Here is a 13,891-nt window from a genome sequence, read left to right as displayed (position 1 = left end):
TGCGGAGCAACCGCGTTTCAGGTGACGTCGCGGCGGCGGGTGGTCCAGGTGGCTAGTACGGCGAAGAGGGCGCAGTAGGCGAGCAGGGTCAGTAGGGCGCGGCTGCCGCCGACTGCGTCGCGTACGCCTGGTGGGGCGTCGGCGGCTGCCATGCCGGTCACGCCGAAGACCAGGGAGCCGGCGTTGGTGCCGGGCAGGACGTTGGCGAGCCACTTCAGGCTCGGCAGCAGGCTGCTCACGACGCCGGCCAGCAGCGTTTCGATGCCGAGGATCCACACCACGCCGAGGCCGATCGGGAGTGCGACGTTGCGGAAGGCAACGGCCAGCACTGCGCCGGCCAGGCACCACATCATCAGGACCAGCCAGCCGCCCGCGAGTCCCTGCAGGAGATCACCGATTCCCGGCCAGGTCGTCGAGCCGTTCTCGGCCGCGGCGATGCCGAGGCTGCAGAGTGCGCAGGCGGCGAAGATCCCGAGCACCCAGAGCGCGATCATCGTGCCGAGCGCCAGGAACTGGGCGCCGAGGATCGTGCCGCGCCGCGGGCGCTGGGTGAGCACGGTCTTCAGCGTTCCCCAGGTGTACTCGCCGCCGATCACGATCGCGCCCAGGACGAGCGCGAGCGCGCCGGCGAAGATCGGGTACCCGCCGATCGTGTTGTCGATGACCCGCGCCGGGAGCATGCCGCGGAGGATCTCGGCACGCGGTACGCCGTCGGTCTGCGGGTTGTCGTCGCCGGTCGCGTAGCCCAGGTACGGCAGCAGGTAGCCGAAGATGAGACTCAGCACCAGGCCGGCGCCGAACAGCACCCAGACCGCGGATCGCTTGCGGAGCTTGAGTATCTCCGCGCGATAGCTACCCAGCATCGGTCGTCTCCTTTGCCGTGGTCAGCTCGAAGAAGATGTCCTCGAGCGCGCGTTCGGCGGTGTGCAGCTCGGACACGTCGATCCCGGCCTCCACCAGCGTCCGGTTCACCTCGGCGGCCTTCGCGGGATCCACCTGCACCCGCAGCGTGTCGTCGTACTGGTGAACACTGCCGAAGCGGGCCAGGAGCCGCTGTGCGTCCTCGCGAGGGGCGGCGCGGACGACGAGTTCCTGTTCACCGCGCAGCTCCTCGACGTGGTGCTCGGCAACCATCCGGCCGGCGTTGATGATGCCGACCCGGTCGCAGATCTGCTGCACCTCGCCGAGCAGGTGGCTGGACAGCAGCACGGTCCGGCCTTCGGTGCCGAGTTCGCGGATCAGGCGGCGCATGTCGCGCATCCCGGCCGGGTCGAGGCCGTTGGTCGGCTCGTCGAGGATCACCAGCTCGGGATCCTTGAGGAGCGCGGCCGCGACACCGAGGCGTTGCTTCATCCCCAGGGAGTACGTCGAGAATCGGTCCTTCGCGCGATCGGTGAGGTCGACGAGCTCCAGCACCTCGTCGATCCGCTGCCGCGACACTCCGGCGTACTCGGCCAGCAGCCGCAGGTTGTCGAGCCCCGACAGGTACGGGTAGAACGCCGGCGACTCGATCATCGACCCGGTCCGTCCGAGTACGCCGGCATCCCCCGGCCGCCCGCCCAGCACCCGCACGCTTCCACTCGTCGGCGCGATCAGCCCGGTCAGGATCCGGAGCGTGGTCGTCTTCCCCGCCCCGTTCGGGCCCAGAAACCCGTACACCTCACCCGGCAGCACCGTCAGATCGACACCATCAACCGCCAAGGTGCCGCCATACCTCTTGGTCAGCCCACTGACCTCAACTAGCGCATCCATACGACGAGAGTGCCGCCCACAAGCCCCCACCGCGTCGCCTCCGGGGAGTGACCCCACCTACCCCCACCGGAGTACTCAGCTGCTCGGGTTGGTCTCCAGCCGACGCACACTCCCCGCGGCGATCGCCTCCGCGACGTGCTCCACTCCACTCCGAACCAGGTCGCCGTAGGCTCCATCAGGCAGACCGGACAGATGCGCCCGCGCAGCGCTCAAGTGCTCCTCAGCCAGCCGCGTCTGCGACAGTCGGCGGTAGTCGTCGGCGAGGTTCAGGTGGAGCGACGGGAGCCAGCCGTCGTCCTCCACGTCCTCCAGTGCCCGCAGATCCCAGGACAGCTCGTCCTCGGTCTCGTCCTGGACGTCGGCCAGATAATGCGCGATCGCACAACGCGTCTGCCGGTCGTCGCACGCTTCCCAGAGTGCGGTCAGTTGAGTGCGCGCAGTTTCACGGTCGTCGGCGCGACCGAGCTCGACTGCGGCCGTAATCTCCTCGAGGTGCATCATGTGAGCACCCTCTGGGTTCGACCGACTCGAAGGTCAACCGAGCCAGCCGGGGCGTACCAGGCCGGTTTGGTAGGCGAGTACGACGAGTTGGGCGCGGTCGCGGACGCCCAGTTTGATCATGGCGCGGCTGACGTGGGTTTTCGCGGTGGCCGGGCTCAGCACGAGGCGCTCGGCGATCTCGTCGTTCGACAGGCCTTCGCCGACCAGCGCGACGATCTCCTTCTCGCGTTCCGTGAGTACGTCGAGTTCCTTGCTGGCATGCGGCTGCCGGGACCGCGACGCGAACTCCGCCACCAGCCGCCGCGTCACCCCAGGCGACAACAACGCATCCCCACGCGCCACCACCCGCACGGCCTGCAGCAGCTCGACCGGCTCGGTGTCCTTCACGAGGAACCCGCTGGCCCCGACCCGCAGCGCCTCGAACACGTACTCGTCCAGGTCGAACGTCGTCAGGATCACCACGTGGACGTCGGTCAGCTCAGGATCCGCGCCGATCTGCCGCGTCGCCTCCAGCCCGTCCGTGCCGGGCATCCGGATGTCCATCAGCACCACGTCCGGCTTCTCCCGCCGCGCCACCACGACCGCCTCGGCGCCGTCCGATACCTCGCCGATCACGGTGATGTCGTCCTCGGCGTTCAGCAACGACCGGAACCCGGCCCGCACCAACGCCTGATCGTCCGCCAGCAGTACCCGAATCATGCGGGGAGCTTATGCGAGCCCCGCATCATGCGCGAGCAGTGCGATCTGGGTTCGGTTCCCGAGCTCGAGCTTGGTGAGGATGTGCGAGATGTGCGCCTTCACCGTCGCCAGGCTCATGAACAGCTCCGCGCCGATCTGCGCGTTCGCCTTGCCCTGCGCGACCGCGAGCATCACGTCGTACTCCCGCGGCGACAACCGCTGCAGTTTCTGCTGCGCGATCGTGTGCGCGTCGGCCTGGGTGGCGGCGCGGTCCATCAGCCGCCGCGTGATCGCCGGCGACAGGATCGGGTCACCGGCCGCGACCCGTCGTACGGCGTCGACGATCTGGGCCGGCGGCGTGTCCTTCAGGAGGAACCCGCTCGCCCCGGCGCGGAGCGCGTGCAGGACGTTCTCGTCGGTGTCGAACGTGGTGAGCACCACGACCTCGGGCGGATTCGTCCGCGCCCGCACCCGCCGTGTCGCAACGATCCCGTCCACCCGCGGCATCCGCAGGTCCATCAGCACGATGTCCGGGAAGTGCGCGTCGACAGCGGCCGGTACCTCGTCCCCGTCGGCGGCCTGCCCGACCACGGAGATCCCGTTCGCGCCGTCGAGCATCATCTCCAGGCTGGCCCTGACCAACGCGTCGTCGTCCACGACCAGTACCCGGATGTTCATGAGGGCCACGGTAGCGAGGCCTCCAGCCGGAACCCGCCACCGGGCAGCGGACCGTGGTCCAGCGTGCCGCCCGCGAGTTGCACGCGTTCGGTCAGTCCGACGAGCCCGGTCCCGCTACCCGGCGCCAACGGCGTACCGTTCGACGCCGGATTCGTCAGCTCGATCCGCAACCTGTCGCCCGCCTGGCCGGCCACCAGCACGGTCACCGGATGCCCCGCCGCATGCTTGCGGGCGTTCGTCAGCCCTTCCTGCACGACTCGGTACGCCGTCCTACCGGTTGCCGGTGGCAACGACATCGGGTCCGCCACCTGATCGTCGTACGCGATCGTCGTACCAGCCTCCCGCGACTCGTCGACCAGCGCGCGCAGGTCCCCGAACGTCGGCTGCGGCCGCCCCTCGTACACATCCTCGTCGCGCAGGACGTTGATCACCTCGCGGAGCTCGTCGAGCGCCTGGTGTACGCCGGTCCGGATCACCCCGGCCGCCTTGGCGAGCTTCTCCGGCGACGAATCCGGGCGGTACTCGAGCGCACCGGCGTACGTCGCGAGCAGCGACAGGCGATGCGCGAGTACGTCGTGCATCTCGCGCGCCATCTTGGTCCGCTCGTTGGACCGCGCCTCGGCGACCCGGCGCCCCTGCTCGGCCTCCGCACGACGGGCACGCTCGCGCAGCGACAACAGCAACTGCTGCCGCGCCTGAGTGCCCTGGCCCCAACCGACCAGCGCGGCGTGCACCACGAGATCCAGTACGGCGAACCAGAAGAACGGGAGGCCGTGGATCGGTTGCCACAGGCCCTGAATCAGATGGGCGACCGTACCGGCGAGGGCGACCAGGATCGCCGTACGCAACGGCCGGCGTAGCGCGACGGTGAGCGTGCCGACGGTGGACGGCGGGGTCGCGGCGGGGGAGAGGGCGGCGAGCACCGCTAGCGCGATCGCCCCCGGCACCGGCAGCCTGCCCACCACGGGGATGAGCGCGACAGAGACGAGTCCGACGGCGACGTCGAGCAGCAGGAACTGCCGGTGCTCCGGATCCGGCAGCCGCCCGACGATCGTCATCGCGACCAGCACCCCGATCGCACCGGTCGCGACGAAGCCGACCCATTTCGCCGGCCTCCGCGGCACGCACAACTCCTCCATGCCGCCGAGACTAGGCGTCCGCAGGCGATTCCCACCACCGACCAAAGTCGAAGGCCCGCCGACTCCCGGTCACCCCTCAGCGCCGCCGAACGGTGCTAGCTGAGCCGCCTGGTAGAACCCTCGGATGTGCGCGGTGACGAGGTCGGCCGCGCGGTCCGGCTCACCGCCCCGCACGGCGGCCAGGATCGCACGGTGCTCGGACCGCAGGCCGACGGCCGTTCCCTCCCAGTCGGGCAGGTTGGGTACGGCGGCCAGGACGTACCCGTGGATCGCCGATCGCAACGACGTCATCACCGCGGCGATCAGCACGTTCCCGGCGAGCCCGGACAGTGCGACGTGGAACTCCGCGTCCAGCACATGGAACTCCTCCGGCGACAACCCGGCGTCGTCCATCCGGTCCAGCAGCTCCTCCGCGACCTTCAGCTCGCCGGACTCGAGCTCCCGCGCCGCCGCCTCCCGCGCCGACCAGGACTCCAGCAGCAGACGGGTCTGTACGACGTCACCCATCGGCAGGTGATTGGTTGCCAGGTGCAACCGCAGTACGGCGGTCAGCGGCGACACCGGCTCCGCCACGATCACCGCGCCTGCCTCGGGACCGGATCCGGTGGCGGTCCGCACCACGCCCATCGCCTCGAGGACCCGGACCGCCTCCCGCACCGACGGCCGGCTGATCCCGAGCTGCTCGGCCAGCGCCCGCTCACCCGGCAACCGCCCGCCGATCCGCAGCCGCCCCGCCGCCAGGTCGGCCTCGACCCGATGCAGGACCAGCTCGTAGTTCTTCATGAGACGACCCTACCTGTGTGGTCGGACCACAGGGTAGGGTGTGGTCCGACCACAGATTCAGCCGGGAGTTGTGATGACCGATCGCCAGATGCCCAAATGGTCCGAGTTGAAGCCGCTGCTGCGGCCGAAGCCGATCACGGTGAACCCGACCGAGCGGCGGCTGGAGAAGGCGCTGACGATCGCGGACCTGCGGGCGATCGCGAAGCGCCGGACGCCGCGGTCGGTGTTCGACTACACCGACGGCGCTGCCGAGGCAGAGATCAGCCTGCGCCGCGCCCGCCGGCTGTTCGCCGAGATGGAGCTGCAGCCGTCGATCCTGCGGGACGTGTCGGACATCGACCTCGGTACGTCGATCCTCGGCGGCCGCTCCGAGCTGCCGTTCGCGTTCGCGCCGACCGGCTTCACCCGGATGATGAACCACGAGGGCGAGAGCGCGGTCGTGAAGGTCGCCGAGCAGGTCGGCATCCCGTACGCGTTGTCGACGATGGGCACCACGTCGATCGAGGACGTGGCAGCCGCCGCGCCGAACGCGCGCAAGTGGTTCCAGCTGTACGTCTGGAAGGACCGCACGGCGGGTGAGGACCTGGTGAAGCGGTCGGCCGCCGCCGGGTACGAAGCGCTGATGCTGACCGTCGACGTACCGGTCGCAGGCGCTCGTCTCCGCGACGTACGCAACGGCTTCACGATCCCGCCGTCGCTGACCGCGAAGACCGTCTTGGACGCGTCCCTGCACCCGGCCTGGTGGGCGAACCTGCTCACCACCCGACCGCTGACCTTCGCCTCGCTGTCCACGTGGGACGGCACGGTCGCCGAGCTGCTCGACAAACTGTTCGACCCGACGATGACGATCGACGACCTCAACTGGCTGCGCTCCATCTGGGACGGCCCGCTGATCGTCAAGGGCATCCAGACCGTCGAGGACGCGCGCCGGGTGGTCGACGCGGGCGCCGACGCGGTCGTGCTGTCGAACCACGGCGGTCGTCAGCTGGACCGCGCGCCGACGCCGCTGCGCATCCTCCCGGAGGTCCGCAAGGCGGTCGGAAGCGACGCGGAGATCTACCTCGACACCGGCATCATGTCCGGCGCGGACATCGTCGCGGCGATCGCGCTCGGCGCCGACGCCTGCCTGGTCGGCCGCGCGTACCTGTACGGCCTGATGGCCGGCGGCCAGCGTGGTGTCGCCCGCGCCGCGGACATCCTCACCAAAGAGGTTCGTCGCACGATGGCCCTACTCGGCGTTTCCAGCGTGGCCGAGCTGAACCCGTCGCACGTCCGCCTGCCCTGACACGAGCAGCGGCAGCGTCAACCGGAACGACGAGCCCGCACCGAGGACGGTCCGCAGTACGACGTCTCCGCCGTGCGCCCGCGCGATGGAGCGCGCGATTGCCAGCCCGAGACCGGTTCCCGCACCCGCCGAGTGCTTGCGGGCCTGGTCGGCTCGATAGAACCGATCGAAGACTCGACCGGCCTGCTCCTCGGTCATGCCGGGACCTTCGTCCTCGATCACCAGCACAGCGTGGTCGCCTTCCGTACCGACTCCGATGCGGACCGGCGTACCGGCTGGGGTGTGGGCAATGGCGTTTCCCACCAGATTGGTGACGACCTGCCGGAGCCGATCCTCGTCACCGCTCACCGCGGCTGGACCGGGGGCGCCGCGACCTTGTGGCCCGGTGAGCGTGATCGACCGGGACGGATCCAGCGCACGGAGGTCGTGACGGGCATCGTTGGCGATCGTCCGCAGATCCATTGGTGCGCGGTCGAGCTGTCCTTCGGGCGCCTCGTCCAGCTGGGCGAGCAGGAGCAGGTCTTGCGTCAGCACGGTCAGCCGGGTGGCTTCGCGGTCGATGCGACCCATTGCCTCGTCCACATCGGATCCGCCCATCCGATAGAGCTCGGTCGATCCTTTGATGCCGACGAGCGGCGTACGCAGCTCATGGCTGACGTCGGCGAGGAACGCGCGCATCCGGGTCTCGGCCGCGGCCCGGTCCGCGAACGCCTGCTCCAGTTGGCCGAGCATCGTGTTCAGCGACGCCGCCAGATGGCCGATCTCGGTCCCCGGCGCGGCCAGTCCCGGCACGCGTTGCGTCAGATCGCCGTCCGCGATGGCGGCGGCTGTGTGCTCGATCCTGCGCAGTGGACGCAAGCCGCGGCCGAGCGCCCACCAGCCGATCGCCGTCAGCAGGACGAGCAGCGCGGCCCCGCTGACCAGGCTGGTGGTTCTCAGCTTGGCGATCGTGGCGTCGGCCTCGGTCAGTGGCGCGGCCGCGATCACCGTTCCACTCCAGCCGACGGCCGGTCGCGCGACCGCCCGCCAGCGGCCCGATCCGTTGGCTGCCCGCAGTACGACTGCCGAACCGTCCACGGGCAGCGATCGCAGCGCGTCGTCCGCGGGAAACGACGCGGCAGCCACGCGGGACGAGCGCAGCGTGCCCACGACGGTCCCGTCCGGGCCGAGGTACGCCAGGTACGGCGCACCGATCAGATCCAGTGCGGGGTCGAGGAGCTCCGGACGGGCGGGCTGTTCGCGGTTCGGCCCGCTCGGTGACACCTGCGCGATGATCTCGGTGAACGACCGGAGCTGGCTGTCGAGCCGATCGAGCTGGTACCTCTCCAACTGACTCGACACGACCGCACTGATCAGGGTCAGCCCGGCGAGCAGCAGGCCTGTGGTGAGCAGCAGCAACCTGGCGCGCAGCGACAGCCTCACGATCTGGGTGCTCGCATCACGTACCCCATGCCGTGCACGGTGTGGATGAGTTTCGGGTCCTGGTCGTCGACCTTGCGGCGCAGGTACGAGATGTAGGTGTCCACGATGCTGGTGTCTCCGTTGAAGTCGTACCGCCAGACGCGTTCGAGGATCTGCGCCTTGGACACCACCCGGCCGGCGTTCTCCATCAGGTAGTGCAGCAGCCGGAACTCGGTGGGGGAGATGCGCAGCGGACTGCCGGCCCGCGTCACTTGGTGGCCCTCGGCATCGAGTGCGAGCGGACCGACCGTCAGTACGTCGTCGCTCGGCCGGCCGGTCGTACGTCGCAGGACCGCTCGGATCCGGGCGATCAGTTCCTCGAGGTCGAACGGTTTCGTCACGTAGTCGTCCGCGCCGAGCGACAGCCCCTGGACCTTGTCGGCCTGCCCGTCGCGGGCGGTCAGGAACAGGACAGGTGTCGGGCGCAGGCGCCGTACGAGCTCGAAGCCGTCCATGTCCGGCAGCATGACGTCGAGCAGGACGAGATCCGGCGGCTCCTCGGCCGCGGCGGCGACCGCTTCGGCAGCGGTCGCCGCCGAGGTCACGTCGAAGCCGGCGAACCGCAGTGTCGCGGACAGCAGTTCGCGCACCGTCGCCTCGTCGTCCACCACGAGCAGCCGAGTCATGATCGCCAGAATACGGATCCGGTCAGATGTCTCGTCGCCGGAAGACAACGAACGCAGCGGTGAGCACGGCGGCGACGCCCAGCCACAGCCCACCCAGATTCAGCCAGGGATGCGGGAAGTTCTCGTCCGGCACCGTACCGAAGATCGCCGCCGCTCCGAGGGTGGGCCAGAAGTTGAAGATCCCTTGCATCCAGTCCGGGAAGAGCCCCGCGAGCGCCGGAACGAGGAACACGATCCCCACGAGCGTCGCGAGCGCACCCGCCGTCGCGCGCAGAATCGCACCCAGACCCACGGCCAGCAGAGCGATCGCGGACAGATACAGCCCACCACCGACAACCGCTCTCAAGACCCCAGGATCGCCAAGGCGTGCGTAGGGCACGTCCTGCCCGGCCAGCAACGCCTGACCGATGAAGAACGCCGCGAACATCAGCACCTGGCCCGCTACGGCGGCCACCGCGGTGGCCACGATCGCCTTCGCAGCCAGCAGCCGGTTCCGGCGTGGGGTGGCAGCGAGCGTCGTCTGCATCAACCCGGTCGCGAACTCCGACGTCACCACGAGGATGCCGAGCACGCCAACGATCAGCTGGGCCACGATGAACGTCTTCAGGCTCTGACTCGTCGGATCCCAAGCAGCACGGTCCGCGTCGGTCCCGCCCCAGTACTCCGTGCCTGCGCCGCTCATCGACAGGCCAGTGATGCCGAGCCCGAACACGAACAGACTGGCCACGGTGTACCAGGTGGAGCGCAAGCTGCGCAGCTTGATCCACTCGGCATGCAGCGTGTTCATATGGCGGCTCCCTGGTACTCGACGCTCTCTCTGGTCAGTGCCATGAACGCGTCCTCCAGCGAGGCCCGCTGCGGCGTCAGTTCGCTCAGCGCAACCCCGTGGTACGCCGCCAGTTTGCCGATCTCCGCACCCGACAGACCGGACACGACCAGCGCACCCTCGAGCCCGTCCCGCACTGTGGCGCCTGCCGTGGTCAGGTGCTGTGCGAACGAGTCCGGCTCACCTGTGCGGACGAGGACGGTGCCCTCGCCGTTCGCGTGCATCAGCTCGGCCATGCCCATGTCGGCGATCAGCCGGCCGCGACCGATCACGACCAGGTGATCGGCTGTCTGCGCCATCTCGCTCATCAGGTGGCTCGACACCAGCACCGCACGTCCTTCTGCCGCCAGCGAGCGCATGAAGTCGCGGATCCAGCGGATCCCTTCGGGATCGAGCCCGTTCACCGGCTCGTCGAAGATCAGCACGTCCGGATCGCCGAGCAGTGTCGCGGCGATCCCGAGCCGCTGCCGCATCCCGAGCGAGAACCCGCCCGCCCGCTTGCCCGCCACCCCTTCGAGCCCGGTCCGGACGAGGACCTCGTCGACCCGGCGCCGGGGGAGACCGTTGCTCACGGCAAGCGCCAGCAAGTGGTCGTACGCCGTCCGCGCGCCGTGCACCGCACTCGCGTCGAGCAGCGCGCCGACCTCGGTCAGCGGCACCGGCAGGTCCTGGTACCGCCGGCCGCCGACGGTCACGGTGCCTCGGGTCGGCGCGGCCAGGCCGATGATCATCTTCATGGTCGTGGACTTGCCCGCACCGTTCGGCCCCAGGAACCCGGTCACCTGACCCGGCTCGACGGAGAACGACAGGTCGTCCACGACGACGTCGGAGCCGTACCGCTTGGTCAGCCCCCGCACTTCGATCGTTGTCATGCCTCGCAGCCTGACCAACCGATCTGAGTGCCTACCGGGAGTTTCTGGGAGAACTCTGTGAATCCGCACCGGCGGGCGTCCGGTGACTGCCCGCATTCACAGGAAACCTACAGAGGCAGAGTCGCCGTGATCCGCAGACCGCCGGCCGACGTGCGGTTCGCGGTCAGCGTGCCGCCGAGGGCGGTGGCACGCTCACGCATCCCGGAGATGCCGTTGCCTTCCTTCGGCGCCGCGGTCAGGCAGTCGCCGTTGTCGTCGACCTGGAGCACCAGCGTCTGCTCGCCGTACTGGATCCGGACCGTCGCCGACGTCGCCCGTGCATGCCGTACGACGTTCGTCAGCGACTCCTGGATGATGCGGAACGCGGCGCGGTCGAGCCCGCTCGGCAGTGGCCGCGGCTCGCCGTGAACGATCTTGTGCACCTCGAGCCCGGCCCGTTTGGTGCGGCTGATCAGGTGGTCCAGGTGATCGAGACCGGCAACCGGTGTACGGGGCGCTGACTCGTCGGACTGACGCAGTACGCCGACGATCGACCTGAGCTCGACGAGAGCTTCCTTGCTCGCGTCTTTGATCGCGGAGAGCGCCGGGGCGGCCTGCTCGGGCTGCCGATCGACCAGGTGCAGCGCGGTGGACGCCTGCACGTTGATGAGCGAGATGTGGTGCGCCACGACGTCGTGGAGCTCCTGCGCGATCCGCAGGCGTTCCTCGCCCGCCCGGCGCAGTTCTTCCTCTTCCCGGGTACGCGCCGCCGCCATCATCCGGTCGCGTTGGGCGCGGAAGAGTTCCGCGACGAACCCGAGTACGCAGAAGCAGGTGCCGACGAGCAGGACCTGGTACACGCCCTGCTCGTTGATGCCGAGGATCATCCGGCCGCCGACATGCCCGACGTACAACGTGACCAGCCCGATCCAGCCCGCCAGCCGGTGACCGAGCCGGATCGTGGTGAACACGGCGATCACGAACGCGAACACGACCGGGCCCCACGGGTACTCGCGGAGCATGTAGATCAGCGTCGAGATGACAGTTGCCCACAGCACCGGGATCGGCTTGGTGCGCAGCCAGTACAGGGAGAGCGCACCGATCAGCAGCAGCACCACCATGAACCAGTCGGGCGCGTGGCGATCGGTCTGACCACGTGACGCGCCGAACGTCCCGACCACCGAGAACACGGCCAGCGCCACCGGCAGCACGACGCGGCGCACGCGGGCCCCGAAGGTCGGGACATGGACAGGTTCGGTCACACTACGAAACCGTAGAGGGCGGCCGGGGCGATGTCATCGTCGCCACGGAGTACTTCGGCCTGCGCCCGCTGCGGTAGGTCAGTACTTGACCTTGTAGATCTTCTCCTCGTACGCCTGTCCGTAGTACTCCTCGAGCGTCGCGAGCTCCTCGTCGGGGCGCTCCAGCGTCTGCGAGATCCGCGCCCGGGTCGGCACCGCGTCGGGCTCCCAGGTCTCGGGCTTCCACAGCTTCGAGCGCAGGAACGCCTTCGAGCAGTGGTGGAAGATCTCCTCGATCTCGACCAGCAGGGCGAGCTGCGGGCGGTTGCCCTTCACGATCATCTCGTCGAAGAACGGCGCCTCGCTGACGATCCGGGCGCGGCCATTGATCCGCAGCGTGTCGCCGCGGCCGGGCAGGAAGTAGATCAGCCCGACGTGCGGGTTGGACAGGATGTTGGTGAACCCGTCCACGCGCCGGTTGCCGGCGCGTTCCGGGATCGCGATGGTGCCGGCGTCGAGGACCTTGGTGAACCCGGCCGGGTCGCCCTTGGGGGAGACGTCGCACGTACCGTCCTCGGCGGAGGTGGCGATGAGGCAGAACGGCGACGCCGCGAGCCACTCGCGATCCAGGTCGTGCAGCTCCTTGCGGGCCTTGCCGGCAGCTGCTGCCAGCGGTTGCGGGACGATCTCCCGCAGCTCGTCCTGCGTAGTGATCTCGACCAGTCCGGGAATCTCCATCAGGCGGCGCTCTCCTCTGCCAGCGACGGCGTGGCGTCCTCGTTGACGGCCCTCGTCCGCGCAGCCCATCGTACGGCGGGACCAGTTGCGCAACTGGTCCCCAGGAACAGTGCACCGACCACCAGCCAGCCGATCGGACCCCATCCGAGGATGACTGTGGTGAGCAGTGCCGGACCGAGCATCCGGGCGATCGCGGGGCCGGTTCCGAAGAAGCCCTGGTACTGGCCCTGCTTGTCGGCCGGCGCGAGTCCGAAGCTGATCTCCCAGGCGCCGGACGCGAGCTTCATCTCGCCGAGGGTGAGCAGTGCGGCGGCGACGACGAGAACGCCGGCGGTGGATGCCGGGCCGAGATCCGCGGCGGTGACGGCGAACACCGCGCAGGCGGCCAGCATGGCGACACCGGCGTACCGGACCGAACGGGCGGCACTGCGCAGATCCTTGACACTCTTGGCGATCCGGACCTGGAAGAACGTGACGCCGAGCGTGTTCACGATCATCAGCGAGGCGACGACCCAGTTGGGCGCGTTGGTCCGGGTCACGATCCAGAGAGGACCGACCAAGCTGATCAGCGGCATGAAGAGCAGCATCACCGCATTGAGCAGCGCGAGAACGGCGTACGGACGGTCGTGCAGCACCGCGAGCCGCGGCTCGCCCACGATCCGGAGGGTCGTCGCGATCGACGGCACCCGGCGCAGCAACCCGGCCGCGATCAGGAAGCTGAGCGCATCGACCCCGAACACGATCAGGTACGCCGCCTCATTGTCGAACCGGAGCGCCACACCGCCGAGCAGCGCGCCGAGCGCGAGACCGGCGTTCACCGTGGACTGCAGGAATGCGCGGATCCTGGTCCGCTCCGCCGGGGCGACCAGTCCGGCCAGCAACGCCTGCCGCGCCGCGGTGAGCCCGGTCTGGCCGCAGGCGTAGACGATGGCGGCGATCAGGAAGCCGGCGAAGCTCCTGACGACCAGGAACGACGCGACAGCTGTCGCGGTCGTCAGCGCCAGCAGGACCGCGGTGCCGCGCGCTCCCCGCCGGTCCGCGAGGTTGCCGAGCGGCACCCCTGCCAGGAATCCCACCAGCCAGGCGATCGTCAGCCCGAGACCGACCTCCGCGGTCGAGAGCCCGACGACGCGGGTGAAGAACAACGCCGAGGTGACGACGAACGCACCGTCGCCGACCGAGTTCGCCAACTGCGCCATCGCCAGGTCCCGCGGCGCTCCGGCCGGGGGAAGCATCTGCCCGAGTCTGCTGCTCATGTCCTCGAGCCTAGGGTTGCAACGGCCCAGGTGTGAGATCCACTTATGCCGCGGAATCATGGGCCACTTTGGCCTG

Annotated in this window: 15 protein-coding genes; 1 reads left to right on the top strand and 14 read right to left on the bottom strand. The window is 69.3% G+C overall.

Going from position 1 to position 13,891, the window contains the following annotated elements; translation table 11 throughout:
• Positions 1 to 17: 17 nt before the first annotated feature.
• The 7 genes from EV137_RS33585 to EV137_RS33555 all read right to left on the bottom strand — a co-directional run bounded on the left by EV137_RS33585 (position 18) and on the right by EV137_RS33555 (position 5,531).
• Positions 18 to 863 (bottom strand): ABC transporter permease, encoded by an 846-nt coding sequence (locus EV137_RS33585; RefSeq protein WP_134132147.1) that lies wholly within the window; start codon positions 861 to 863, stop codon positions 18 to 20.
• The gene (locus tag EV137_RS33580; protein WP_134132146.1) at positions 853 to 1,752 is read right to left on the bottom strand and encodes an ABC transporter ATP-binding protein; all 900 of its coding nucleotides are present in this window, start codon (positions 1,750 to 1,752) and stop codon (positions 853 to 855) included. Before EV137_RS33580 ends, EV137_RS33585 begins: the two co-directional genes overlap by 11 nt.
• A gap of 75 nt (positions 1,753 to 1,827) precedes the next feature.
• Complete coding sequence (locus EV137_RS33575; protein ID WP_134132145.1) at positions 1,828 to 2,253, bottom strand: hypothetical protein; 426 nt, start codon at positions 2,251 to 2,253, stop codon at positions 1,828 to 1,830.
• Positions 2,254 to 2,286: 33 nt separating this feature from the next.
• Positions 2,287 to 2,952, bottom strand: a complete 666-nt coding sequence (locus EV137_RS33570; RefSeq protein ID WP_134005544.1) for a response regulator — start codon at positions 2,950 to 2,952, stop codon at positions 2,287 to 2,289.
• A 9-nt stretch (positions 2,953 to 2,961) separates the two neighbouring features.
• Complete coding sequence (locus tag EV137_RS33565; RefSeq protein WP_134132144.1) at positions 2,962 to 3,609, bottom strand: response regulator; 648 nt, start codon at positions 3,607 to 3,609, stop codon at positions 2,962 to 2,964.
• The gene (locus tag EV137_RS33560) at positions 3,606 to 4,748 is read right to left on the bottom strand and encodes a sensor histidine kinase (RefSeq protein WP_134132143.1); all 1,143 of its coding nucleotides are present in this window, start codon (positions 4,746 to 4,748) and stop codon (positions 3,606 to 3,608) included. Before EV137_RS33560 ends, EV137_RS33565 begins: the two co-directional genes overlap by 4 nt.
• Before the next feature lie 69 nt (positions 4,749 to 4,817).
• Entirely contained in the window at positions 4,818 to 5,531 is a 714-nt protein-coding gene (locus EV137_RS33555) for a FadR/GntR family transcriptional regulator (protein WP_134132142.1), read from the bottom strand.
• A 73-nt stretch (positions 5,532 to 5,604) separates the two neighbouring features.
• Between EV137_RS33555 and EV137_RS33550 the strand changes: the two genes are divergently transcribed.
• Entirely contained in the window at positions 5,605 to 6,816 is a 1,212-nt protein-coding gene (locus EV137_RS33550; RefSeq protein ID WP_134005536.1) for an alpha-hydroxy acid oxidase, read from the top strand.
• On the opposite strand, the gene EV137_RS33545 is transcribed toward EV137_RS33550, so the two are convergent.
• The 7 genes from EV137_RS33545 to EV137_RS33515 all read right to left on the bottom strand — a co-directional run bounded on the left by EV137_RS33545 (position 6,760) and on the right by EV137_RS33515 (position 13,815).
• Positions 6,760 to 8,238, bottom strand: a complete 1,479-nt coding sequence (locus tag EV137_RS33545) for a sensor histidine kinase (RefSeq protein ID WP_238175737.1) — start codon at positions 8,236 to 8,238, stop codon at positions 6,760 to 6,762. The two genes, EV137_RS33550 and EV137_RS33545, sit on opposite strands and share 57 nt — an antisense overlap.
• Positions 8,235 to 8,903 (bottom strand): response regulator transcription factor, encoded by a 669-nt coding sequence (locus tag EV137_RS33540; RefSeq protein ID WP_202871262.1) that lies wholly within the window; start codon positions 8,901 to 8,903, stop codon positions 8,235 to 8,237. Before EV137_RS33540 ends, EV137_RS33545 begins: the two co-directional genes overlap by 4 nt.
• Before the next feature lie 22 nt (positions 8,904 to 8,925).
• Positions 8,926 to 9,690, bottom strand: a complete 765-nt coding sequence (locus tag EV137_RS33535; RefSeq protein WP_134132140.1) for an ABC transporter permease — start codon at positions 9,688 to 9,690, stop codon at positions 8,926 to 8,928.
• Entirely contained in the window at positions 9,687 to 10,601 is a 915-nt protein-coding gene (locus EV137_RS33530) for an ABC transporter ATP-binding protein (RefSeq protein ID WP_134132139.1), read from the bottom strand. Before EV137_RS33530 ends, EV137_RS33535 begins: the two co-directional genes overlap by 4 nt.
• 107 nt (positions 10,602 to 10,708) lie before the next feature.
• A complete protein-coding gene (locus EV137_RS33525) occupies positions 10,709 to 11,842 on the bottom strand; it encodes a sensor histidine kinase (RefSeq protein WP_238175736.1) in 1,134 nt (377 codons plus the stop codon).
• Between the two features lie 78 nt (positions 11,843 to 11,920).
• Positions 11,921 to 12,559 carry a pyridoxamine 5'-phosphate oxidase family protein gene (locus EV137_RS33520; protein WP_134005528.1) on the bottom strand — a complete coding sequence of 213 codons (639 nt, stop codon included), beginning with the start codon at positions 12,557 to 12,559 and terminating at the stop codon, positions 11,921 to 11,923.
• The gene (locus tag EV137_RS33515) at positions 12,559 to 13,815 is read right to left on the bottom strand and encodes an MFS transporter (RefSeq protein ID WP_134132138.1); all 1,257 of its coding nucleotides are present in this window, start codon (positions 13,813 to 13,815) and stop codon (positions 12,559 to 12,561) included. The genes EV137_RS33520 and EV137_RS33515 overlap by 1 nt, the downstream gene beginning before the upstream one ends.
• Positions 13,816 to 13,891 lie beyond the last annotated feature (76 nt).

The organism is Kribbella pratensis (assembly GCF_004366075.1).
In the GTDB taxonomy this organism is placed as follows: Bacteria; Actinomycetota; Actinomycetes; order Propionibacteriales; family Kribbellaceae; genus Kribbella; species Kribbella pratensis.
Note: the sequence above shows the minus strand (reverse complement) of the source record. Positions and strands in the feature narration are given on the sequence as shown.

Coding starts and splice junctions, on each gene's coding strand:
- EV137_RS33585 (WP_134132147.1), bottom strand. CDS start 863: ATGCTGGGTAGCTATCGCGCGGAGATACTCAAGCTCCGCAAGCGATCC.
- EV137_RS33580 (WP_134132146.1), bottom strand. CDS start 1,752: ATGGATGCGCTAGTTGAGGTCAGTGGGCTGACCAAGAGGTATGGCGGC.
- EV137_RS33575 (WP_134132145.1), bottom strand. CDS start 2,253: ATGATGCACCTCGAGGAGATTACGGCCGCAGTCGAGCTCGGTCGCGCC.
- EV137_RS33570 (WP_134005544.1), bottom strand. CDS start 2,952: ATGATTCGGGTACTGCTGGCGGACGATCAGGCGTTGGTGCGGGCCGGG.
- EV137_RS33565 (WP_134132144.1), bottom strand. CDS start 3,609: ATGAACATCCGGGTACTGGTCGTGGACGACGACGCGTTGGTCAGGGCC.
- EV137_RS33560 (WP_134132143.1), bottom strand. CDS start 4,748: ATGGAGGAGTTGTGCGTGCCGCGGAGGCCGGCGAAATGGGTCGGCTTC.
- EV137_RS33555 (WP_134132142.1), bottom strand. CDS start 5,531: ATGAAGAACTACGAGCTGGTCCTGCATCGGGTCGAGGCCGACCTGGCG.
- EV137_RS33550 (WP_134005536.1), top strand. CDS start 5,605: ATGACCGATCGCCAGATGCCCAAATGGTCCGAGTTGAAGCCGCTGCTG.
- EV137_RS33540 (WP_202871262.1), bottom strand. CDS start 8,903: ATGACTCGGCTGCTCGTGGTGGACGACGAGGCGACGGTGCGCGAACTG.
- EV137_RS33535 (WP_134132140.1), bottom strand. CDS start 9,690: ATGAACACGCTGCATGCCGAGTGGATCAAGCTGCGCAGCTTGCGCTCC.
- EV137_RS33530 (WP_134132139.1), bottom strand. CDS start 10,601: ATGACAACGATCGAAGTGCGGGGGCTGACCAAGCGGTACGGCTCCGAC.
- EV137_RS33520 (WP_134005528.1), bottom strand. CDS start 12,559: ATGGAGATTCCCGGACTGGTCGAGATCACTACGCAGGACGAGCTGCGG.
- EV137_RS33515 (WP_134132138.1), bottom strand. CDS start 13,815: ATGAGCAGCAGACTCGGGCAGATGCTTCCCCCGGCCGGAGCGCCGCGG.